At 37.4% G+C, this 23,522-nt stretch carries 24 protein-coding genes; 2 read left to right on the forward strand and 22 right to left on the reverse strand.

The annotated features are described in order from the left end of the window. Nucleotides 1-26 precede the first annotated feature (26 nt). The 18 genes from MKY77_RS21655 to MKY77_RS21740 all read right to left on the reverse strand — a co-directional run bounded on the left by MKY77_RS21655 (nucleotide 27) and on the right by MKY77_RS21740 (nucleotide 18,012). Entirely contained in the window at nucleotides 27-1,547 is a 1,521-nt protein-coding gene (locus MKY77_RS21655) for a sugar translocase (protein WP_342515469.1), read from the reverse strand. Between the two features lie 30 nt (nucleotides 1,548-1,577). Next, complete coding sequence (locus tag MKY77_RS21660) at nucleotides 1,578-2,858, reverse strand: peptidase (protein WP_339147756.1); 1,281 nt, start codon at nucleotides 2,856-2,858, stop codon at nucleotides 1,578-1,580. 15 nt (nucleotides 2,859-2,873) lie between these two features. After that, a complete protein-coding gene (locus tag MKY77_RS21665) occupies nucleotides 2,874-3,839 on the reverse strand; it encodes a polysaccharide pyruvyl transferase family protein (protein WP_339147757.1) in 966 nt (321 codons plus the stop codon). An 18-nt stretch (nucleotides 3,840-3,857) separates the two neighbouring features. Further along, nucleotides 3,858-5,045 (reverse strand): glycosyltransferase, encoded by a 1,188-nt coding sequence (locus MKY77_RS21670; RefSeq protein ID WP_339147758.1) that lies wholly within the window; start codon nucleotides 5,043-5,045, stop codon nucleotides 3,858-3,860. Between the two features lie 9 nt (nucleotides 5,046-5,054). Continuing rightward, nucleotides 5,055-5,792 (reverse strand): glycosyltransferase, encoded by a 738-nt coding sequence (locus tag MKY77_RS21675; RefSeq protein WP_339147759.1) that lies wholly within the window; start codon nucleotides 5,790-5,792, stop codon nucleotides 5,055-5,057. Between the two features lie 6 nt (nucleotides 5,793-5,798). Then, the gene (locus tag MKY77_RS21680; RefSeq protein WP_339147760.1) at nucleotides 5,799-6,956 is read right to left on the reverse strand and encodes an aminotransferase class I/II-fold pyridoxal phosphate-dependent enzyme; all 1,158 of its coding nucleotides are present in this window, start codon (nucleotides 6,954-6,956) and stop codon (nucleotides 5,799-5,801) included. Between the two features lie 22 nt (nucleotides 6,957-6,978). Continuing rightward, nucleotides 6,979-7,671, reverse strand: a complete 693-nt coding sequence (locus MKY77_RS21685; protein ID WP_342515470.1) for an HAD family hydrolase — start codon at nucleotides 7,669-7,671, stop codon at nucleotides 6,979-6,981. Nucleotides 7,672-7,674: 3 nt separating this feature from the next. After that, entirely contained in the window at nucleotides 7,675-8,628 is a 954-nt protein-coding gene (locus tag MKY77_RS21690; protein WP_339147762.1) for an ATP-grasp domain-containing protein, read from the reverse strand. Continuing rightward, nucleotides 8,621-9,220: a sugar transferase gene (locus MKY77_RS21695; protein WP_339147763.1), complete on the reverse strand. Its 600-nt coding sequence runs from the start codon at nucleotides 9,218-9,220 to the stop codon at nucleotides 8,621-8,623. The genes MKY77_RS21690 and MKY77_RS21695 overlap by 8 nt, the downstream gene beginning before the upstream one ends. Further along, nucleotides 9,204-9,398, reverse strand: a complete 195-nt coding sequence (locus MKY77_RS21700; protein ID WP_339147764.1) for a hypothetical protein — start codon at nucleotides 9,396-9,398, stop codon at nucleotides 9,204-9,206. The genes MKY77_RS21695 and MKY77_RS21700 overlap by 17 nt, the downstream gene beginning before the upstream one ends. Nucleotides 9,399-9,407: 9 nt before the next feature. Continuing rightward, nucleotides 9,408-10,481, reverse strand: coding sequence for an EpsG family protein (locus tag MKY77_RS21705; protein WP_339147765.1), 1,074 nt, complete (start codon nucleotides 10,479-10,481; stop codon nucleotides 9,408-9,410). Nucleotides 10,482-10,511: 30 nt separating this feature from the next. Further along, the gene (locus MKY77_RS21710) at nucleotides 10,512-11,396 is read right to left on the reverse strand and encodes a glycosyltransferase family 2 protein (RefSeq protein WP_339147766.1); all 885 of its coding nucleotides are present in this window, start codon (nucleotides 11,394-11,396) and stop codon (nucleotides 10,512-10,514) included. Nucleotides 11,397-11,409: 13 nt separating this feature from the next. Continuing rightward, a complete protein-coding gene (locus MKY77_RS21715) occupies nucleotides 11,410-12,516 on the reverse strand; it encodes a glycosyltransferase family 1 protein (protein WP_339147767.1) in 1,107 nt (368 codons plus the stop codon). Then, nucleotides 12,501-13,655 carry a glycosyltransferase family 4 protein gene (locus MKY77_RS21720; RefSeq protein ID WP_339147768.1) on the reverse strand — a complete coding sequence of 385 codons (1,155 nt, stop codon included), beginning with the start codon at nucleotides 13,653-13,655 and terminating at the stop codon, nucleotides 12,501-12,503. The genes MKY77_RS21715 and MKY77_RS21720 overlap by 16 nt, the downstream gene beginning before the upstream one ends. Before the next feature lie 13 nt (nucleotides 13,656-13,668). Continuing rightward, a complete protein-coding gene (gene galU, locus MKY77_RS21725; RefSeq protein ID WP_339147769.1) occupies nucleotides 13,669-14,544 on the reverse strand; it encodes a UTP--glucose-1-phosphate uridylyltransferase GalU in 876 nt (291 codons plus the stop codon). Nucleotides 14,545-14,556: 12 nt separating this feature from the next. After that, complete coding sequence (locus MKY77_RS21730) at nucleotides 14,557-16,407, reverse strand: nucleoside-diphosphate sugar epimerase/dehydratase (protein WP_339147770.1); 1,851 nt, start codon at nucleotides 16,405-16,407, stop codon at nucleotides 14,557-14,559. 233 nt (nucleotides 16,408-16,640) lie between these two features. Continuing rightward, a complete protein-coding gene (locus tag MKY77_RS21735) occupies nucleotides 16,641-17,309 on the reverse strand; it encodes a CpsD/CapB family tyrosine-protein kinase (protein ID WP_339147771.1) in 669 nt (222 codons plus the stop codon). After that, nucleotides 17,290-18,012, reverse strand: a complete 723-nt coding sequence (locus MKY77_RS21740; RefSeq protein WP_339147772.1) for a hypothetical protein — start codon at nucleotides 18,010-18,012, stop codon at nucleotides 17,290-17,292. Before MKY77_RS21740 ends, MKY77_RS21735 begins: the two co-directional genes overlap by 20 nt. Nucleotides 18,013-18,559: 547 nt before the next feature. On the opposite strand from MKY77_RS21740, the gene MKY77_RS21745 reads away from it, so the two are divergent. Continuing rightward, entirely contained in the window at nucleotides 18,560-18,940 is a 381-nt protein-coding gene (locus MKY77_RS21745) for a helix-turn-helix domain-containing protein (protein WP_339147773.1), read from the forward strand. Next, nucleotides 18,933-19,067, forward strand: a complete 135-nt coding sequence (locus MKY77_RS21750) for an anti-repressor SinI family protein (protein ID WP_339147774.1) — start codon at nucleotides 18,933-18,935, stop codon at nucleotides 19,065-19,067. The genes MKY77_RS21745 and MKY77_RS21750 overlap by 8 nt, the downstream gene beginning before the upstream one ends. Nucleotides 19,068-19,132: 65 nt before the next feature. Here MKY77_RS21750 and secG read toward each other — a convergent pair whose 3' ends face one another. The 4 genes from secG to tpiA all read right to left on the reverse strand — a co-directional run bounded on the left by secG (nucleotide 19,133) and on the right by tpiA (nucleotide 23,438). Next, nucleotides 19,133-19,363, reverse strand: coding sequence for a preprotein translocase subunit SecG (gene secG / locus MKY77_RS21755; protein ID WP_060665413.1), 231 nt, complete (start codon nucleotides 19,361-19,363; stop codon nucleotides 19,133-19,135). A 293-nt stretch (nucleotides 19,364-19,656) separates the two neighbouring features. After that, entirely contained in the window at nucleotides 19,657-20,952 is a 1,296-nt protein-coding gene (eno, locus tag MKY77_RS21760) for a phosphopyruvate hydratase (protein WP_339147775.1), read from the reverse strand. A 196-nt stretch (nucleotides 20,953-21,148) separates the two neighbouring features. Beyond that, entirely contained in the window at nucleotides 21,149-22,684 is a 1,536-nt protein-coding gene (gene gpmI, locus MKY77_RS21765) for a 2,3-bisphosphoglycerate-independent phosphoglycerate mutase (protein WP_339147776.1), read from the reverse strand. Beyond that, nucleotides 22,677-23,438 carry a triose-phosphate isomerase gene (gene tpiA, locus MKY77_RS21770; protein ID WP_339147777.1) on the reverse strand — a complete coding sequence of 254 codons (762 nt, stop codon included), beginning with the start codon at nucleotides 23,436-23,438 and terminating at the stop codon, nucleotides 22,677-22,679. Before tpiA ends, gpmI begins: the two co-directional genes overlap by 8 nt. Nucleotides 23,439-23,522 lie beyond the last annotated feature (84 nt).

The raw sequence follows: 23,522 nt of genomic DNA on the forward strand, positions 1-23,522 counted from the left end.
CCAGCCTCTTTTTATTTATTCGATTCTCATGATACTTTTTTGGAATTTTCTGGAATATATTTTTTTAACACGAAAGTCCTAAAAATACTTCTTAAGTAATTAATTTCTTCACTCTTCCGAAATAAAAGATAGAAAATTAAATTAGGTATTATTAAACAAACTAAAAAGTTAATCATCAGATTGACTAACGGATCCGTAAATGCCGTAACTTCCATTGTTTTTAATAGTACAGATATCCCTACGACAATACACATAAACTTGGAATAGGTTTGGAAATAAGTTCTAAGTGGCTTGTCAAAAATGTGTTTGTAAAGCAAATAAGGATCAAACCAAAAATACACACAAAGCCTACTAATTATAGTACCTAATAATACTCCCACAATCCCCAATGGCTTTACTAGCAAGAGAGTGAGGGCAATATTTATACAGGCAGCTATAATCGGCCTGTATTTTCCAATTTTAAACAGACCAGTTGTCTCTCTAAACATCGTACAAGTTCCTTGAATTCCAGCAGTAAAAAAGTTTAAAACGATGGCTAAAACGATATAATTATTAAATAGGTATTCCTGACCCAACCAATAGGATAAAAAAGGGTTTAATAGAATGATTAAATTTATTGCACAGAATCCAAATATCCATAAATGGGTAAAATTAATTACTCGAAAGATAAAATACTTACGCTCAACAGACCCATTGCTAACTAAATTTCCAACACTAGCTGTCAATGAATAAAAAATATAACTAAGCAATGTACTAAGTGCGCCTAAGATTAACAAGTAATTGGAGTAAGTTCCTACCGCTACTATCCCTAAATAGACGGAGATGACAACATTATCTACTCCGTTTATGACAACCCCACTAACTTTATATAGACTTTGAGCATATAATCCCCTGAAAAATTCTTTTTTTTCAAGCTGGTTTAACTTCGCACTATTTCTTTTAATAAAAGGATATAGTTTTTCTGCAATGTTCGATACATACAAATTTTCTGATATCCTAACAATTAATTGAATACCCAATACTAATAGATACATATGTGTAGTAAGTAGTATTACGATTTGTAGAACATTTGAAAATAATAAAAATTTCGTTCGAACTTTTGAAATAATGTGACCTTTTTGATCAGCAATTATTATAGAATGTTTATAAACTGAGAAATAAGTTAAGGTAGCATTCAATAAAAAAAGCAAGTAAATGATATTTAGATTCGCAACTTTAGGGTCACCATTAATTAGATATTGTAAAAAGGGAAATATACATAAACCTATGCCGAAAACTATCAATCCAATTATTTTGTACGCTTTCCTGTATAAATTTAGTAAGGCCTGTATTTTATACGTATTCCCCTCTGTTAATGGATGGTATAAACTATATAACATCGCAGTATCAAAACCAAGATTGGCCAAGGAAAGTAATAATAAGATACTCGTGAATAGACCTTCAACACCAACATATTCAATACCTAGTGTAAAGATTATTGCTGTTCTTACAAAGAAGCCCATTAATAAGCTTACAATTTGAGATACCAACCCAAAAATAATATTCATTAAGGAGTTTTTTATTCTCATACTAAAATATCATCTACTTTTTTGGTAATAAAAAGACTCTTTATATAAATTACTGATTTTCCGCCTGATTATTGGAAAGAAATACTTCATTCTATATGCCAGTAATTCTTTGAATCTTTCCTTTTTAAAATTATAATCAATCATCCAGGAACCAATTTCTTTGAAGACAATGTTTTGATGGTTATCTTCGAATCTACTACGGATTTCGTTCCAGTATATCTTGATAAAATTATCTGTGAAGAACTTACTTTCATTTTTCATTGCATGGCGTAAAAACTCCGAGAGCTTTACTGAATCATTCGGGAGATTAAAACCAAAATCCCTTGGATCATACCCTTCTGCTATGATCCCCATTATTGTCCTCAGACATTTTTCACACTCACAACAATTAATTTCATTTTTAAAGCAAACCCTCAATTGAATATTCTCTACATTCTTACAATTATTTAAAACAATACTTAGTTTTTTCTGTCTAGTTAAGTCATATCCATCGTGGAAAACATTTCCTGATGCGAATTTTATTTTATTATCCACTGTTGGATCTGATGCACATGTAACTTTGTATGCTGGAGTATTAGAGCTAGCGATGAATAATGTTTGAACCCTCATGTCATAGGCAATTGGAATTGCAGCTGATATGATTGCTAGTCCATGATGTAATCCGTGCCACCATGTATCTCCTAATTTTTTTGAAAAATCTTTATCCACTAATTTGCTTAATAGAAATGTTCCATAATTTGATTCAACAAAAATATTAGTTAAATTATTTGATTCGCCAAATAAAAGTGCATTTTTTTTATCTGCTTCCCAAGTATCACTTGGCAATATTTTTTCCTCATGCCAAGCATATTCAGTTATTAATATTGGATTTGAGTTTTTATTTCTAATATAGGTTGTGAGTGCATCCAGGCCGCCACTAAATAAAGATGCTGATTTTTTATTGATTTCATATTCATTTTTTACTAATTTTTTTACTTGTATGTTCCCTTTGAATTTTATATTAGGGAACATACTTTGGTAGCCTTTTTTCACTTCATCTAAAGATTTGTAGAAAACTTCATCTAATTCATCTAAATATAAATTAGAATCTGTAATCCATACAAGTGGGGCGATATTTGATATAAAGGGTATAGCTAGAATACTTATTGGTACATTTTCCATACATTTGTTGTATTCATAGAACAATATATTTTCAGGGTGAAAATATCTACTTATTTTCCCTTTAGAATTATAGTTAAAATCAACCCTATTATTTTTCACTATAATATTTGTTAAAAACACATCACTCATAGCTATCTCCTTCATTTAATTAAATTGGTCGAACCACTTATTCACAATTTCAAAATTCACATTAACATTCGTTCTTATCTTAGAATTAATCAAGCCATCTAATTCTTGTAAATCCTTACGTTCTATGCAGTTCAAATTATAACTTTCCTCCATTCCTTTAGCGCGCTCATCAATTGAAATAATTATTGCTCTTTTCTTTTTTCTCATCGCGTATATTCCGCCATGCAAGCGGGTACCTACATAGTCAATATCTAAACTTAAGCATTTCTCGAAATTTTCTAAATCCGGTGGAACAATTTTAATACTTTCAATGTTTTGCAACTCTTTTAAGTAAGCTAAATCTTGTGCATCTTGAATCCAGAAATAAATATTTTTGTAATTTTCTCTTAAGGTGTCAATTAGTAATTGATCATGATCATAATCTTTTGAATGATGAGTTAATGTAAAAATAACGTTTTCTGATTTTGTTAACTTAATTTCTTTACAATGATCAGGTGTCAAAGACCATAAAGTTGGACATCCGGTATTATAAGCTCGAAAACCCATTCCCTCTACAATTTTCTTTGTTCTTTCATCTCTTACACTGTGTATATAATCTTTAGAAAGTACTTTTTTATATAACATTTTTGTGTATACACCCACTTTATCTCCTTTACCAGCTCCTACCCCCAATAAAATGCTATTTTTCAAGGGAGAATAATTTAACAGATTTATGTTCCATTGAGGAAAATGAGTGAGCATATTCATTGTAAGCAAATTAGTACCACCTACAAATTTATATTTAGCGTTAGAATAAATTTTCACCCTGTTTGATCCTCTCATTACTTGAAACCATTGAAAAGGAGAAACATGAGTTGGTAATGTTAAAACAAACGAATCCATCGTTAAATCCTTAATTTGATGTTTTACACATTTCATAATAATATCGTCACCTTTATTTAATGACCCTACTGATGTATCTAGTAATAGAATATTATCCATATTTTCTCCTCATTCACTTTAAAATAATTGATATAATTTTTCTATCTCATCCTCGTTATTGTAATTATTCTTGGAAATGTTGCTTATCAATTCTTTCGTTTTTTCACCTTTAAGAAGGCTTTCCAGTCCATCTGCAATGCCTATATCACTTTTTTCACAGATTAATCCTTCATAGCCATCTACTATTTGACTATCAGCTGTATCATAATTTGTTAATAAAATAGGCTTTTCAAGAATTAGTGCTTCAGTGACAGTGACCGCTTTTCCTTCATATCTCGAGGGTTGAACATATATGTCCGCAGCCTTGATTAATGGATAGGGGTTTATCCTTTTTCCTAATAATATAAAACTGTCCAACAGATTATTTTTATTTATTAATTCTAATAAAGCTCTTTCCTCACCGCCGTACCCAACAACATACCAAACTATATTCTTGTAACCCCTCTTCTTTAGGATTCTCATAGCATTAATTGCAATATCCAGTCCCTTAGCATAAGATAGTCTGGCGACTGTAACTATTTTAATTTTTTGGTCTATTAACAAGGGGTTTTCTATCTGTTCTAATGACATTTTCCTAATCAATTCAGCAGAATTAATATTTTCAATTACTTTTACCTTGTGTTTTAAATTTGGATACTTCTTAACAAAAGAGATTTTACACATCTCTGACACTGCAATGATATGGTTGAAATTACTCCAAATAATCGAATCTGCTTCAACATCTGTTTCTATGGCTGAAAAATCCGTATGTATCCAAGCTATTTTTACTTTTGCATTTACCTTCTCTGCCACAAAGTTATGTGGCCACAGATAGCTTATCGCTACATCATATTCTTTTTTAACTTTTGGTAAAAAAGGCATTGCGTATTTCCACATTAATTGCATTTGATAATAGCCAGGCTCAGAGAAACGTTTTATTTTCCCAATAAGATCGGCTTGCAGTTTTGCTAGAATCCGTGAAGTTGCAATGACATAGTTTTTTTCTTTCAATAAAGTGCCAATTGATTTTCGGAAAGTGGCGTACTCTGGAATTTCATTTAACAAATGTACTTTGTTGGAAAGCATGGGCATGAAGTCACCCTGGTGTCGATATAGCATTAAATCTACATTGTAATTACCATAATCAAAATGCTCTAACATACTTAATAAACTTCTTTCAACCCCTCCTATTTCTAAATCATAGGAGGCAATTAGTATGTTTTTCATTGAAACCTCCTATATCTTGGCTAAGGCCTTTCTAATCTTTGCTATATTTTGTCCTCCAATAATAAATGCGGAAGTCGCCTTAATCTTTCCTTTGATTTTGGCATCCCAAGGCAGCCAGCTTTTGTGGTAATGGTGCATGGCATAGGTCTCATCTGTAGAATAATTAATACAATTAATATAGTCATATGGTGAAAAAAAGGGTTGAGGATACACCGAACCTACATTTTGGATTGTTTGGTTTTCGCCGTTTCTTACCATTCCTAATTCCTCAAGCATTTTGGTCACCATTGCTACATTAGTTAAGTCGTTCAGACTCCCATCTATATTTATGAACGACCTATTCTTATAAAGATCAAGAAATTCCTTAATGAGTCTATTTTTAGGCTCTGATCCTATCGTACTAGTAGCAATATAGTTTTCTTGTTCAAATCCCCAGAAAGACTCGTTAGTCAATAAGTCATCAAACGGCTTGAATACTTCCACATCTGTATCCAAGTAAATCCCACCATATTCATACAGGACTTTAACTCGAACATAATCACTTACAAAAGCAAACTTACCTGCTTTATACGCTTCATCGGCATATTTATTTTCCTTAAAGTCACTATTTGTCTCATTCCACTCGATAAATTGATAGTCATTGAGATGCTTTTTCCAGCTCTCCATACATTTATTTACGATTGCTGGTTTTTCTTTTTCTCCAAACCAACAGTAGTGAATGATTTTTGGTATTTTTTGCTGTCTCACATACCTTCACCCTTCCTTGAGCAACATTTGGTTTGTGCACTTTTTAATACAGCTAATAATTCGATTTTGGTCCTGCGGATTTAGGTTAGAACCTGACGGTAAACAAACACCTTTATCAAAAAGATTCGCAGCAACATCTTCCCTTTCATCATGACGGAAATACTTGCAACCATGAAATAAAGGCTGTAGATGCAATGGCTTCCATAAGGGTCTTGCTTCAATATTTTCTTTTGCTAATGCTTTAATTATTTCGGTGGCATGAATTCCTGCCTCTCTGTCATTTATTATGATTGCCGTCAACCATCTGTTAGATTTTGTCCCTTTTAACTCTGGCATAAATTGTATTCCATTTACTAAGCTTAAAGCTTTATAATAACGATCGAATATGTCCCTTCTTGCCTGGACTCTATCTTCCAAAACTTCTAATTGTCCCCTTCCGATTCCAGCAAGAATGTTGCTTAACCGGTAGTTATAGCCTATCTCACTATGCTGGTAATGAATGGCTTGATCTCTTGCTTGAGTTGCTAAAAATCTTGCTTTTTCCGCAAGTTTCCTATCATTGGTAACGAGCATACCTCCACCCGAGGTAGTGATGATCTTGTTGCCGTTAAATGAGAAAATTCCAAACTGACCAAACGAGCCACTTTGCTTTCCTTTGTAATAGGATCCTAATGATTCCGCAGCGTCTTCTATTAAAGGGACTCCATATTGATTACACAATTCTAGAATTTCATCCATCTTTGCACTTTGTCCGTACAAATTGACCACAATAACCGCTTTCGGTAATTTGCCACCTTTTAAGGCATCAATAAATGCCCTTTTTAATGCGTCAGGAGACATGTTCCAAGTGTCCGGTTCCGAATCAATAAAAACCGGCTCGGCTCCTTGGTAAAGAATAGGATTGGCACTTGCAACAAATGTGAGGGTGGAGCAAAAAATCGTATCCCCTTTCCCCACCTCTAATAAAGAAAGAGCCAGATGAATGGCTGCAGTTCCAGAACTTACTGCTACAGCTTCATTGACTCCTACTTTTTGGGCTATTTCTTTTTCGAAAGCATTGACATTTGGGCCGAGTGGGGCAATCCAATTGGTTTGGAATGCTTCGTCTACATATTTCATTTCGTTCCCACTCATATGAGGTGGGGACAAGTATATCTTTCCCATACCACGATCTCTCCTTAAAAAATTAAGTACAAAAAAGATCTTTTATTTCTTTTATTTCTGCTATTTCTCTCAAATCCTTTATTATGTGATGTGCTTTATACTGTTCTTCAACGATTTGATTTTTATAAATGCTTTCTTCTCTTATAACTTGTATGGTTCTCCAACCCAGTCTCTTTGCAGTTATAAAATCTTTATTTATGTTATCCCCAACATATATACAATCTTCGTGATTGCACCTAAATTCTTTACAAATTACATCGTAAGGAAGCCTATGTGGTTTCCAGAATTTTTTTCCGTATTCATCTGTAAAAACTATTGTTTGGAAATATTTTTTTAATCTTAAAGAATTCGCTTTATTTTTTTGAGTTGCTAAATATCCATCAGTAATGACTCCTAATTTCACCCAAGGGTAAATTTTTTTTTGCAGCGCTATGAATTCTTCTAAGATCGTTATTTCAGGTAAATGATTACGATAAACGTTAACCATTTCATCAATCTGCGAAGAACTATATTCTATCCCCAAATAATCTAAAGCTTGATTAAATACAAACTTCTTCTCTCCATTTAAAAATATGTTTATTGCAATTTTATAAAAGCCTTTTTGATTCCAGTTTTTTATTAACCAGTCATCTACTGCTTTAAAACCACTAAAGACAAATTCTATCTCATTGTAAAGAGTATCATCCATATCAAAAATTAATGATTTCACATTCATACATCACGTACCAATTAAAATTGCCTTGTCATATCGAAGCATTGTAACATCTTCTTTCCATGAACTACTGTATTTAATAGAATTTCCTCTAAGTATCTGAATCGTCCATAATGCAAAATTTGCGCCTGCACCTATAGATAAAGGTATACCCCCACCGAATCTTGGGTTGATTTCGATAAATACTATGCTGCCATCATCTTTCTTAAAACATTGCAATGTTATACAGCCCATTGCGCCTGGAAGTTTTTCAACCACCTCTTTTGCTGCATTAATAATCTCTATATCTTTAACGGTCCTGCCTTTACTTACTTCACCAGCCCTTGTTTCAATTCGCAATCTAGGGACAATGGTAATGATGTTTCCGCTGAAATCTAACATTACATCAACTGTATATTCTTTACCTACCACATATTCTTGAATCATTGCATTAGGAATATATTCTCTAAAAAAGGATAATTCTCTTACGTTTTTCACAATTGTGACCCCTTTGCTGGAACTTCCATCAAAAGGCTTAATCACAATAGGATAAGTAATTTCATTTATTTCTTGGACATTATAAACTTTGGGAGTTAGTATGTTATTTTCAATGAAAAAGTTGTACGTGTCGACTTTATTATTTGCAATGTTATTTAATTCTTCACTGGATACTAATACTTTGACCCCAATCTCTTCAAAGCAATTTAACGATTTTGATAGTATAGTTAATTCCGGGTCGATGAGTGGTACTACTAAATTGATATTCTCTTCTTTACAGATATTAATGATTTCAGAAATATAATTTTCGTTCCTAACACTAGAGATAGTGTAATGTTTATCACTAATCATTGCTGTTGGAACAAGATTGTTTCTATCTGCTGTAATAATTTTTCCAACATCTTCTCTAAGTTCTATGAAGCTATTAATAAGCGATACTCTTCTACCAGAACTTGTAAACAAAATGTTTATCTTCTTATCCATTTTGTCTTTCTCCTTTAAAAATTGGCATTGTTATTGTTTTTGCATTATTAATATCTTTTGGAAATACCGTTCTGATAAATGTTTTCATTATTATTTTTAGATCTAATAAAAACGAGTACTTATCTACATACAATACATCCAATTTGAATTTCTCTTCCCAAGAAATAGAATTTCTCCCATTAACTTGGGCTAATCCTGTAATACCTGGCTTTACAAGGTGTCTTCTATTTTGTTCCTTGGTATACAACGGGAGGTATTCAGGTAGTAAAGGTCTTGGCCCGACAAGACTTAATTCTCCTTTAATTACATTGAATAATTGGGGAAGTTCATCTAAACTAAACTTTCTGAGTAGTTCACCTATAAATGAAATTCTTTCATTATCAGGTAATAACACCCCATTCTCACCTTTTTTTTCAGACATTGTTCTAAATTTATAGATTGTAAAAGGTTTTCCATTTAAACCAATTCTAATTTGTCGAAATAATATAGGTGACCCTACATCAAGTTTTACACAAATAGATACCCCTACAAATAAAGGGGCTAAGATTACAATTAATATTATTGAAGTAGTTAAATCAAACACTCTTTTCATATTTACCTCCCTCTATATTTACCTCATCTCCATTGCTATTTATGTTTAAGAACGCAAGCTTAATATCTTCAATCACTTTAATGACACTAATCTCTTTTGATTCCTGCCCCTTTTTGTAGATAGAAAGTAGAATGTTTCGTAATTTTTCTTGTGTACATTTATCTGCTATAGACATCATGTAATCTCCTTAAAAGAAATTGCTTTTGTACGAAATAGCCAATGAGATGACATGTTCATAATAAAAGTAAGCTAAATAGAAAACAAAAATTCCAAAATAGAGGAATTTTTGATCTCTTTCTTTCACTAACTTTACGACCCAAGCAATTAAGATTAAATTGTATAAACCAAAATAGATAGTAAACCTAGCAAAAATCCAATTCTGGGAAGCAATAATCATGAAGATGAGATTTAAGATACAGATATTTACAATGTAATCACTATTGGGAAAGATATTTCGAAACTTCTCTCTACCTAAATAAGCAATAAATAAAGGGGCAGCATATACTAATACTCGTAAAATACTTGCGCCACCTTCGGAGAAATCACTGTAATGTCCGTACTGTGTATCCTCCAAAGCGATAAATAGTAAGCTTGAAAATTGGTTATAACCGACAACAACAATCATGGCAATACCTAATAATGCGAATGTAGACTTAGTCCATGCTTTTCTACGCACTAAAAAATAGATAGGAATAAAAATTAGTGCACTTTGATGAAAAGTGGCGGCTAAAAAAATTACAATCATGAACTTTTTCCAGTTTCCATCCATAATGTATTTGGTAGCTGCAAATATAATCGACGCAGAAAGGAATTGTCTTATTCCATTCATAGAAACTAAAAACAAGCCGCTTGTGATGTAAACAAAAAGGCTCATTTCAATCATTCTAGAATACTTATATAGGACCAGGACGATTAGCATATTTGTTATCAATGCTGTTGCCAGTATTAATATTTGCGGGTCTTCAGACAGCTTTTTTAATATCATTTGTAGAATGCCAAACCCTATATCTTTTTGACTCCATATAAATTCCCATGAAAAATCATGTACTTGGTAAGCGTGCCGATAAAAAAAAGTGTCTCCAATATTAGTGCGTAATCCAGATACTAATATCAGTGCTACCATAGCCAATATCGTAAGATATCTATTCGGTTTAATTTTTACAGGGGAATAAATGGTGGTTGCAAATACAGGTGTGGATAAATAGCGAGCTCCAAAGGCCAATAAGAACACGATTACAAGGTTCAGATAAAGTACAGTCATTTTTTCGTTATTCCTTTCATGAACAGCACACTAAGCAACCTTTGTTTTCCTAACAATGTACAAATATAGTAAATATCCAAGTGGGATGGCCAGGGTTGTTATTCCCTTATTAGGAGCATCAGAAATAAAGTTCCTTTTACTCATGAACAAACTGCTAGATACATAGTGAACAGCTTGCCTGACCTTGAACGTAAAACTTACAAATGGTAGCTTCATCAATTCTTTTCGATAAAATGCAAAGCCCTCCGGATTATTACGATATTGATTTAACATATTTACAGACGAACCATCGGGAAGATATTCAACGATACATAATGGCTCATTCATAATCAAGAGTTCGTATTCTTGGTCAAGCTTATAATACTTGTAAGCCAGCCCAACATACTTTTCTCCAGTAAAAATGGGATAAGGATATCTTTTTGTTAATTCGGTTCTGTATACAAGCTTTTTATCACCTTTTACCCCGTGTTTGTAATACAAATTAAATAGAGTCGATGTTTTGTGTTCTTCCGGTAATGGGGTACCGATAATCTTACCATTTGTAGAAAGATCTAAGCCCACGATCCCGCTTACTTTTTCGCTACCATGCTTTTTCCAAAAAGTCACTATTTTCTCTACGGCATCTTTAGGCATGTAATCATCTGAATCAATGCAAACATTTAATTCGGTTGTGATATGCTCATAGGCAGTGTTATGGGCACCGTGCATCCCTTGGTTTTCCTGCCAGATATACTCTATTTCAATATTATTTTCACTTATCCAGCTATTAACTAAATCTTTTGTTCCATCAGTTGAGCCATCATCGATAATTAACCATGTAAAGTCCATACTTGTTTGATTTTTTAAACTCTCATAACATCTTCCAAGACAATAACCTCTATTATATGTTGGTGTAAATACTGTTAATAACTTCATTACTTGACCACCTTTATATTGCCGAGTAAAAACCTTCTGTCCAAGATGCTGTATTTTTTATGTTGTAGCCACTATCATCTAATATCTTCGTACAGTCCATTACCCGGTTGGTTGAAGTGCTCATTTTAGTTGTTATGGCATCAACCCATTGATCATGTTTTTTTATAGGAAGATACTTTACTAACCCTAATCCCAAATCTACTTCTTCTGTTATGACATCAGATATTAGACATGGAACACTGGCACTCTGAGCTTCAATTAATGTAACAGGCAAGCCCTCATGCAAAGAAGGAAATGCAAATAAATCCATTCCCTGTAGCAAGAGTGGGATATCACTTCTTACACCTGCAAAAATTACTTTCTCTTCTAATTTTAGATTTCTCACCTTTTTCTTCAGTTGTTCCCGAAGAACGCCGTCTCCCACCAGTAAGAGGCAAGCATTCTTATCCACTTTTGCTATTTTTGCAAAAACATCTATTAGAAAGTTATGATTTTTTTGTTCGTTGAATCTCCCTATATGTCCTATTAAAAAGTCCGAATCCTTTATTCCGAACTCTCTCCTGATACGTTCTCTATTAAAGGATATAAACCTAAAGTTCTCTGGTTCAATCCCGTTTTTAAGGATTTGTGCATTTTGAAATTTAGTTTTAAAAAGCCATTCCGCTGCCTTTTCGGAACAAGCCATATAGTGAGTAGCACATCTTAAGATGTCTTTCCCAACGTACCATTTATAAAGTTTGGCTATTGCATTCCCCTCACTACTAGTATTGTGGCTATGCGCTATTCTGGTAGGTACATTATGTTCCTTAGCCACTTTTAACACCAGACCACTCATTTTATCCATGTGGGAGTGGACAATTTTATATTCTAGGTTGGACTTGAAGAATTGTTTGAGCGCTTTGATATATCCCATATGTCCAACATCCGTGATATAAGGGATCCGATGTACTTTTCCTCCTAGACTTTGAATCTCTTTATCAAAAACTCCCTCTTTACAGGTCAGAAAATCAAACTGTATTTTTGTTCGATCGATATTTCTGTAGAGATTCATCAGAAGAGTTTCCGCTCCGCCCCGATTCATATTTACTACGGCGTGGAGTACTCTTATCGGGCTTCCCATAGAACCCCCTCCTGTTCTAGCATATACTTTTTATAAATCTCAGAAAGTTGTAGATGTACTGCTTCTTCGTTAAATTTTGTTAAAATTAGCTTTCTGCCATTCATGCCTAAGAGTTTTCTTTGTTCTATATTCGAATAGAGTTTCTTCCATGCTTCTGAAAACTGGCTACTGCAATTTTCTTTTAACAAAAACCCATTATACTCCTCAAACACCAGTTCCCGGTGACCGCGATTGTTGCTTGCAACTACCGGTAGTCCACAGGCCATGGCTTCCATGATATTGACTGGTAGGCCTTCACGAAAACTGGATCCTACTGCGACATCACATGCTGGGAGGATTTGGTCGATGTCTTTTCGGAAACCGAGGAAATCCACACGGGAAGAAACTCCAAGTCTTTCGGCGAGCTTCTTGCATTCCTCTAATCGTATTCCTTCGCCGGCAAGCAAAAGACGAGCTTTAGGAAGCTCGTCTTTTAGGAGTGCTAAGGCGTTAATGAGTACTTTCTGGTTTTTGTTTTTGTTGAATTCAGCTGCGTAGAAGAGGATAAAGTCATCTTGTTTGAATCCGTGTTTTAGGCGGAGTTCTTTTTTCTGTTTTTCTGTTGCTGGTTGGAATCGGGTTGTGTTTACCCCAACCCCATTCACCAGTTCTACATGATTTGTTCTTAATCGGTGATCTACTGCCAATGTGTAGTCTTCACGGTTTATCGTAATCAGGCAGTCTGTATATGCGGCAAGTTGCTTTTCAATTGGATAGTATAATAACCAGTTTATGTATGGTGCACCTTTGCAGAAGTGAAAACCGTGTGCGGTGTAGATAACTTTTGTGCCATTTTTTCTGGCTTCTTTGGCCGCAAGACGTGTCAACACGCCACCGAGTGGAGTGTGACAGTGAATGATTTTATACTGGTTTTGATTGATGATGGCTTTTAATTCCTGATAGGCTTTCTTGTTGTCCTTACGGAATGGCGAGCGGTGGATGGGAATGACATGTCTTTTATCAGTAAAAGGTAATTCCAAGTTTCCTGCTGCAGCAACATGCACTTCCCACCCCTGTTCTTTGAACCATTTCATTGTAGGCAAATGGAAGGCTTTAAAATGGTAGTCTACTGTGGCACAAAAGAGAATTTTTTTTGACAATGTTATCCTCCTATTATTTAATGGTTTCCCTATTCATCACCTTTGATAGGAAATCCAGTAGCGGATACTTCAATTCTTCATGTTGTAGGGCAAATTCAATGGTTGTTTCAATGAATCCAAGTTTTTCACCAACGTCATAGCGTTTTCCTTCGAATTCATAAGCATATACTGCTTCGAACTGATTAAGAGTGGCGATGGCATCTGTAAGCTGAATTTCCCCACCGGCTCCTGGAGTCTGGTTTTGAAGGATATCGAATATCCTCGGCGTTAAAATATAGCGTCCCATTATCGCTAAGTTAGAAGGAGCTTCCTCCATTGCCGGCTTTTCAACAAGAGCATTAATGGTATAAAGTTGTTTACTTATTTCTTTACCGTCAACAATTCCGTATCTGGAAACTTCGTCTGGTTTCACACTCTGCACACCCAACATACTAGAACTGAAACGATCATATTGATCGATCATTTGCTTAAGACATGGTGTATTCGATTGAACAATGTCATCACCTAGTAGTACGGCAAAAGGCTCATTCCCAATGAATTTTCTAGCGCACCAGATGGCATGCCCAAGTCCTTTTGGTTCTTTTTGACGGATATAATGAATATCCACATTGGATGGTTTCTGCACTTCATTCAGCAGTTCCACTTTTCCTTTACTTAGTAAGTTCTGCTCCAATTCAAATGAGTTATCAAAGTGATCCTCAATTGCGCGTTTTCCTTTCCCGGTCACAATGAGAATATCTTCTATACCTGCATTGATCGCTTCTTCCACAATGTATTGAATGGTAGGCTTGTCGACAATCGGCAGCATTTCCTTTGGCATGGCTTTTGTAGCCGGGAGAAACCTTGTTCCGAGACCCGCAGCTGGAATAATCGCCTTTCTTACTTTCATGTATTTCACTCCTTATCCTGTAACCGTGAGCATCACTTTCGGTTTTTCTGTATGCTCTTCTATCGCTTTTCTGTTCGCGAGTTGCAACAAATTCACCCTAAGGTCCTCGTTACCATATGTTTCTAGGTTCTGTAGCAATTCTTCTATTTCGCCCATATATAATTGGGATGCCTTTCCAATGTGAATTTTTGGATAGATCTGTCTTTCCTGTATTTCGTTATCGTTGAGCAGTTCTTCATACAACTTTTCGCCGGGTCGTATCCCTGAATATTCAATGCCTATGTCTTCTACCGAATAACCGGATAATTTTATCAGGTTTTTTGCAAGATCCAGGATTTTAACTGGTTCTCCCATATCGAGCACAAAAATTTCCCCGCCGCGTGCAAGACTTCCTGCTTGGATTACAAGTCTTGACGCTTCTGGAATAGTCATGAAATATCTGATCATGTCAGGATGGGTTACGGTGACTGGTCCACCCTCCATTATTTGCTTTTTAAACCTTGGGATGACGCTTCCCCTGCTACCCAATACATTGCCAAAACGAACAGCAATGAATTTAGTGGTGCTCTTTTTATCCAAATCTTGAATGATCATTTCCGCTAACCTTTTGGTAGATCCCATTACGCTTGTGGGATTTACTGCTTTGTCAGAGGAGATCATGACAAAGGTATGAACGTTTTTCCAGTTGGCCGCTAGTGCGACATTCTTTGTGCCGATAATATTGTTTTTTACTGCCTCTTCAGGATTTCGTTCCATCAACGGCACATGTTTGTGGGCAGCTGCATGGTAGACAATGTATGGCTGGTGCTTCTCCATGATCGTGCCCATTTTCTTGCCATCCTGGATGTCCGCTATTTCTGTTACAAAATCAATATTGGTGTTTTTGAATGTTTCCTTTAATTCCATTTCAATGGAATAGATACTATTTTCACCATGTCCAAGTAGCACTAACTTAGAGGGATGAAAGGAGGCTACTTGCCGGCATATTTCCGACCCGATGGAACCACCTGCTCCTGTTACCAGAACCACTCTATCTGTGATGGTTTCTGAAATACTATCAATATCCAATTCTACCGGCGCTCTTCCAAGCAAGTCTTCCACCCTGACGTCTCGGAAATGATTGACGGAAACTTTACCAGTCATTAAATCCTCCAGCATCGGAAGGGTCTGCGTTTTCACCTTTGTTTTCCCGCATTCCAGGAATATTTGATTTAATTCCTTTTGGTGTAAGGACGGAATGGCGATGACGATATGCTCAACTTCCAGTTCCTTTACTGCTTTGACGATACTCTCCCTTCCCCCTACGACGGGTACTCCGAGAATGTCTAATTTATTCTTTTTATTATCATCGTCAATGAAAGCGATCGGGTGCAAATCTGATTTCGGGTTGCTGAGAAGCTGCCGTGCTACCATTCTCCCGGCTGCACCTGCCCCAATGATAAGTGTCCGTTTGACTTTTCCTTTTTTCAGTAATACATTATCCCTCCACAATCTCCATCCGAATCTTGATCCCCCTATGCAGACAAGGTAGATGAACCAGGTGGTAAGAAGCATCCGTAGTTGCAGGCCGTTCCCAAGGAAGTACTGAATAGGTACTGCAAGGAGTATGCTGATACTTACAATTTTAATGATTATGTATAATTCCCCTACACTCGCATACTCCCAAGCTTTTCGGTATAGTTTGTATCTATGAGAAACAATGGCATGGATAAGAACCAGGCTCATGATGGTGGATATCAAGATATGCGCATTTTCCCCTTGGAGAGTTCCTTTGGCTAAATAATTACTTAGAAACAATGCTACTATCAATAATGAAATGTCTGCTACCAATAAGATGAACAATCTATAAAAACCTGCCAACATTCATCCTCCTCTCTTTCATTTTTTGAATTGCTTAAGGATGGAGTGAGAAGGTGTTCACTTCATTCCTAAATAATTCAAATTTAATCTGGGCATTCAACCCACCCTCACACCACACTACCGACAACTTGTGTCTAAGGTTTTCACCCACAGCATGATCGAGTGCCTCCATTGATAACGGCAAGGAGACATCGCCGATATAAAGAAAATAAAATTCTTAATAAAGAACATTATAATTAAAAAATTTTGCTTAACAGACCTTTTGGTTTTGCGTTCAAAACCACTCCCAATAAGTTTGCCTTTGCAATTTCCAGTGCTTTCTTTGCCTCTATAGCCCTGGCATTTTCCGTTTTACCATCTTTCACTACCATGATGACACCGTCACATTTGCTCGCAAATATTCGGGTGTCATTACCTTGTAGGGCAGGAGCAGAGTCGACCAGAATATAGTCAAAGCTTTTTGAAAGCTTTTCAAGCATTTGATCAAGAGTAGTAGATTTAAAGACTTTCTCTGTACTATATGGTATTGGTCCTGCAGTTAACACTTTCAATCTACCGATATTCGTCTGATTGATGGTTTCCTCCGACGTCTTTTGACCTGTTAGAACATTGGTCAAGCCGACGGTATTTTTTATTTTAAACACTTTATGCAAGGACGGTTTTTTTATGTCAATATCAATTAGAAGTACATTCTGGCCGTTTTCTGCCAATGCTGCTCCCAAATGGGTGACAATGGTCGTTTTTCCTTCTTTATAGCTAGGCGAAGTGAAAATGATGACTTTACTATTGTTTTCAAAAGAGGAGAATTCTAAGTTAAGTCTAACCCTTTCAATTTCTTCAATTAATGATTGAGGTGTCTGCTTGTTCCTTCTAAATATACCTTTATCAGCTAATTTTAGATTCATTTACGTCACCTCTCACATAGGATTCGACCTTTTTCTCTTTGTTAGCTATCAATGTTTTCTTTTTATATTTTGATATAGTCCCCAGTACAGGTATTTCAAGTAGGTTCTCTATGTCTCTTTCCGATCTAATCTTGTTATCCAAACTATCCAGCAAGAAAATAAATCCTATTCCGAGGATGGCACCCAATACCATCCCAATTTTTATCAGCCTATTGGATTCAGGATTTATAGGAGCTTGATTTTCCTTGACGACAGCAGGATACAGTATTTCAATAGTGTCGAAATTCAACGTACTTGCTACCTGCTCCTTAAAGACTTTAGCTGTGGTGTTTGCTATTTCAGCAGATCGGTAAGGATCTGAATCGGTTACGTAGATTTTCACAATTTGAGAGTCTTGCACTGTCTGAACGCTAATTTGGTTGGCCAATCCCTCCATCGATCTTTGCAGTTCCAACTCCTTTATTACTGCTTCCATCACAGGTGGTTCTTTAACAAACACTTGCAACGTGTTGATTATGCTAGCACTATCTTGGATGAGTAGACTAGCCGAAGTCTGATATAGCGGCGTAGGCTTGGAAAAATGATTATAGATAGCAGAAGTTCCCGTTGTAATGATAACAAACAAGATAAGTATCCATGATTTCTTTATTAGAAGTTTTATTATCTTACCGATTTCAATTTCCTTATTACCATTTGAGTCCATGTCTACCCCTACTTTCTTAATATGAACGGATGTGCTATATTGAGAACATTTTTGTGGATTATTTTGTATTTATATACCAGATTATAGTTCATTATATAGAACGTGTCAACGAACAAGTTTTATTTTTTATATCATCGTGTCGTATGAACTTTTTACTATATTCATTTTCAATTTTTTCTTTCCTACCATTTTTAATGGTGAATACATTACTGGTGATGCAAGAAATTGTTTCTTATCTATTAAATCCTCCGCACAATTCGGGCATCTCGATTGATCTTGCTCAAAGCTGCTATACGACTTTTTTTTGCATCGGCTGCATAATTTCATATACATATTTAAGGTTTCCCCTTTAATTATGAATTTTGAATAATAGTATATAACAAATCGTTCTTTATAGAAAACATCAAAAAAGTTTAAAATTTCTTAATAAAGAACTAATTTCGCCAGTTTTCTTTCTTATCCTCTCGTTTTTTGAATATTATGTTTTTCACAAAGAACAATCAGTACTATATAATGAACAACATACATAAATATAAGGAGACTACTGATGATCGGGAAACGGATTAGGAAGCTAAGGAAGAGCAAAGGTTATTCACTAAGTGAGCTGGCCGAAAAAGCAGGCGTTTCAAAATCATATTTAAGTTATTTAGAACGTGATTTACAAACGAATCCATCATTACAATTTCTTCAAAAGATATCTGTGAGTTTAGGGACAAACATAGAATACTTACTGGACGGTCAATCTACTAGTAAAATATCGGAACAGAGCAGATTTGTTATGGATGAGGAATGGAAGAAACTGATCCAGAAGGCCATTAGAGAAGGTATGACAAAAGAGGATTTTATTAATTACCGGAGCTACCTTCAGTTTCAAAAGTGGCAATCATTTAATCGAAAAGATACCAAGGAGGAAGGCACAAGTGGTTGATACAGTAGATTTGGATTTGGAATGGGTTGAATTGATACTCGAAGCAAAAGATCTAGGAATAACGGATGAAGAAATTCGAAGGTTTTTTGAAGAGGTTAAGAAAGAAAATGTTATAACAAACAGATGAAGCATGGTATATAAAAAGATAGCTGCAAAAAACCACTTTCCAGTTTGGAAAGTGGTTTTAATTTATTATGCGAAGTATGCAATAGACAGTGTCAGGATAAAGAATAATACAGAGAGAACGACTGTCGCACGGTGTAGAACAAGATCTAGGCCGCGTGCTTTTTGTTTTCCGAAAAGTGTTTCTGCTCCACCGGAGATTGCTCCTGAAAGACCCGCACTTTTACCTGATTGAAGTAGTACTACTGTGATCAAAGAGATTGCTACGATAATAAGTAAAATAGTAAGAAATAACGTCATGTAAACTACACCTCCTGCGGAACGTACATATCTGATTATATTAAATGTACCACATTATGACAAGGTGGACAAGAGGAAATGAGAGGTAGACTATCCCTTTTACCCACCGCTGTTCCTTTCCGCAAATGGCTTCGCTTTCCGCGGGGCGACCTTGAGCCTCCTCACTTCGTTGCGGGGTCTCAAGATTGTCGCTACTCCCCCGCTGGAGTCTTCGCCATTTGCTCCAATCCACAGCTTAGAAGTCAAATAAACAAAAAAGAACCCAACCTAGGTTGGGTTCTCGAGTGAAGAAATTACTTCTTCAGGTTGTAGAAAGAACGTAGGCCGTCGTAGCGAGCTGTGTCACCAAGTTGGTCTTCGATGCGAAGAAGTTGGTTGTATTTAGCTACGCGGTCTGTGCGGGATGGTGCACCTGTTTTGATTTGGCCAGCGTTTGTTGCTACTGCGATGTCAGCGATTGTGCTGTCTTCTGTTTCACCAGAACGGTGAGAGATTACTGCAGTGTAGCCTGCGCGTTTTGCCATTTCGATTGCTTCGAATGTTTCAGTAAGTGTACCGATTTGGTTCACTTTGATTAGGATGGAGTTACCGATTTTGCGCTCGATACCTTCAGCCAATTTCTTTGTGTTTGTTACGAATAGGTCGTCTCCTACTAATTGAACTTTGTTTCCGATGCGCTCCGTTAATAGTTTGAAGCCTTCCCAGTCGTTTTCGTCTAGGCCGTCTTCGATAGAGATGATTGGGTACTTGTCCGCCATCTTCTCGTAGAAGTCCACCATTTCAGCAGAAGTGTAAACAACGCCTTCACCTTTAAGGTGGTATTTGCCGTCTTCTTTGTTGTAGAACTCAGAAGCTGCAGCATCCATAGCTAACATTACTTGCTCGCCTGGTTTGTAGCCAGCTTTTTCGATTGCTTCGATGATTGTTTGAAGCGCTTCTTCGTTAGATCCTAGGTTTGGAGCAAATCCGCCTTCGTCACCTACAGCAGTGTTTAAGCCTTTAGCGCTTAGTACTGATTTAAGAGCGTGGAAGATTTCAGCGCCCATACGTAGAGCTTCTTTGAAGTTTTCCGCTCCAACAGGCATTACCATGAATTCTTGGATGTCAACGTTGTTGTCCGCGTGCTCTCCACCGTTGATGATGTTCATCATTGGTACTGGAAGCGTTTTGGAGTTGAATCCGCCAAGGTGTTGGTATAAAGGAATTTGAAGGAAGTCAGCTCCTGCACGCGCTACTGCCATAGATACACCAAGGATTGCGTTCGCACCTAATTTTCCTTTGTTTTCTGTACCGTCAAGGTCGATTAATGCTTCGTCAATTGCTACTTGCTCAAGTACGTCGAAAAGACCTACTAGTTCAGGAGCGATGATTTCGTTTACGTTTTCTACTGCTTGTTGAACACCTTTTCCAAGGTAGCGGGACTTGTCGCCGTCGCGTAGTTCTACTGCTTCGTATTCACCTGTGGATGCTCCACTTGGTACTAGTGCGCGTCCGAATGCTCCGGATTCTGTGTATACTTCTACTTCGATTGTTGGGTTACCACGGGAGTCTAGGACTTCGCGTGCGTAAACGTCAGAGATAATTGGCATGTTTGTAACTCTCCTTTGGGTTTGAGATATTTTTATTGTTTACTGCATTAACACCGCTTTTGATTTGCGTTCCAGGTGTTCGCTTTCCGCGGGACGGTGCTTGAGCCTCCTCACTTCGTTGCGGGGTCTCAAGCAACCGTTATCCCCCGCAGGAGTCTCACACCTTGCACTCCAATCAAAAGCTAGAAATCAGTCATTACTTCTTTATTAAAGAACTTCCTGTCATTTCTAGTGGTTTGTCCACTCCTAGTAAGTCTAGCACAGTTGGGGCTAGGTCACCAAGGATTCCGCCGTCGCGGAGTTGTACGCCGTTTTTTGTGACGATGACTGGTACCGGGTTGGTGGTGTGGGCAGTCATTGGGTTACCTTCTGTCGTTACGACTTCGTCAGCGTTCCCGTGGTCTGCCGTGATGATGGCAACACCGTCTTTTTCTAAGATGGCGTTGACTACCTTCCCTAGGCATTCATCTGTCACTTCCACTGCTTTGATCGTTGGCTCAAGCATTCCGGAATGCCCGACCATATCAGGGTTTGCGAAGTTCAGGATGATGGCGTCATGTTTATCGGCTGCTATTTCGGCAAGGAGTGCGTCTGTTACTTCGTAAGCACTCATTTCCGGTTGTAAATCATAGGTTGCCACCTTTGGAGAGTCGATCAGGATACGTTCTTCTCCAGGGTATGCTTCCTCACGTCCACCGCTCATGAAGAACGTGACGTGTGGATATTTTTCCGTCTCCGCGATACGAAGCTGTTTCAAGCCGTTTTGGGATAACACTTCGCCCAATGTGTTGTCCATTCCTACTGGTTTGAAAGCTACATATCCATCCACCGTTTCACTGAAGTGAGTCAGGCATACGAACTGAAGGTTGTTCGGATGCTTTGGCCCACGATCAAATGCGCGGAAGTCAGAGTTGGTGAATGTGTTGGAAATCTGGATGGCACGGTCCGGACGGAAGTTATAGAAAATAACTGCGTCTTCGTCTTGGATGGTTGCCACAGGACTGCCATCTTCTTTTGTCATAACGGACGGAAGGACGAATTCATCAAAGATTCCGTTGTTATAGGAGTCATTGATACACTCCATCGCGTCGTTATAAGTAGGGCCGTCTCCGTACACCATCGCACGGTAGGATCTTTCTACGCGATCCCAACGCTTGTCTCGGTCCATGGAATAATAGCGGCCGGAAATGGTTGCTATTTCTCCCACTCCGAGGTCTAAAAGTTGTTCGTTTAATTGCTCTAAGAATTCTGGAGCAGATTTCGGTGCAACATCGCGACCATCAAGGAATCCATGAATATACACACGGTCCAAGCCTTCTCTTTTCGCAAGTTTTAGAAGAGCGAATAGATGCTGGATGTGACTATGAACGCCTCCATCTGAAAGCAAGCCGAACAGGTGTAGGTTGGTTCCTTTTTCTTTTGCATGTTGGATGGCATTCAGGAACGTTTCATTTTCATAAAAGTCCCCTTCGCGGATAGCCACGTTTACACGCGTTAAGCTTTGGTACACCACGCGACCGGCGCCGATGTTTAAATGGCCAACTTCCGAGTTACCCATTTGCCCTTCAGGCAGTCCTACCGCTTCCCCGCTTGCAGTCAATTGTGCATGCGGGTATGTGCTCCAAAATTTATCAAAGTTAGGTTTGTTTGCTTGCGCCACCGCGTTACCGGTTGTTTCACCGCGTATTGCAAAACCGTCTAAGATGATCAGTGCTACTGGTTTTTTAGTCATTCTTACCTGCCTCCAAAAGCTGTAAGAAAGATTGGTGCTCAAGGCTTGCGCCTCCTACAAGTGCTCCATCGATATCGGATTGAGCCATGTATTCTGCGATGTTTGTAGGTTTTACAGATCCGCCGTACTGGATACGTACAGCATCAGCTGCAGCCTGGTCAAACTCAGCAGCAATGACGCTACGAATGTGTGCACATACTTCGTTTGCATCTTCCGCAGTGGAAGATTTTCCAGTTCCGATTGCCCAGATTGGCTCGTATGCAACAACAGTTGTTTTTACTTGATCAGAAGTTAAGCCTGTTAGAGCTTTCTTCACTTGGTTGCCAACGATGTCGTTTGTCTTGCCCGACTCGCGCTCTTCTAGTGTTTCACCGCAGCATACGATTGGAGTCAATCCGTGTTTGAAAGCTGCAAGGGTTTTCTTGTTTACTGTTTCGTCTGTTTCCGCAAACATTTCACGACGCTCAGAGTGACCTAAAACCACATAGGATACACCGATGTCTTTAAGTGCAACAGGGCTGACTTCGCCTGTGAATGCTCCGCTGTCTTCGAAGTGCATGTTTTGGGCACCGATTTGAAGGTCACGGCCTTCCACGTTTGAAACAAGTCGCTCTAAGAAAAGAGCTGGCGCACATACTACCGCGTCGATTTTATCAGCAGCAGGGACTAGTCCTTTTACCTCTTCTACGAAGCTTGTTGCTTCGGAGAGTGTTTTGTGCATTTTCCAGTTACCAGCAATAATTGGTTTACGCATGGTATCCATCCTTTCGGGGTTGGGGTTGTAAAGTTTCGGTAAACGCCGCTGTTGATTTCCGCAAATGGCTTCGCTTTCCTAGGG

Origin of the sequence: Sutcliffiella sp. FSL R7-0096 (genome assembly GCF_038595065.1) — a bacterium.
Classification (GTDB): Bacteria; Bacillota; Bacilli; order Bacillales; family Bacillaceae_I; genus Sutcliffiella_A.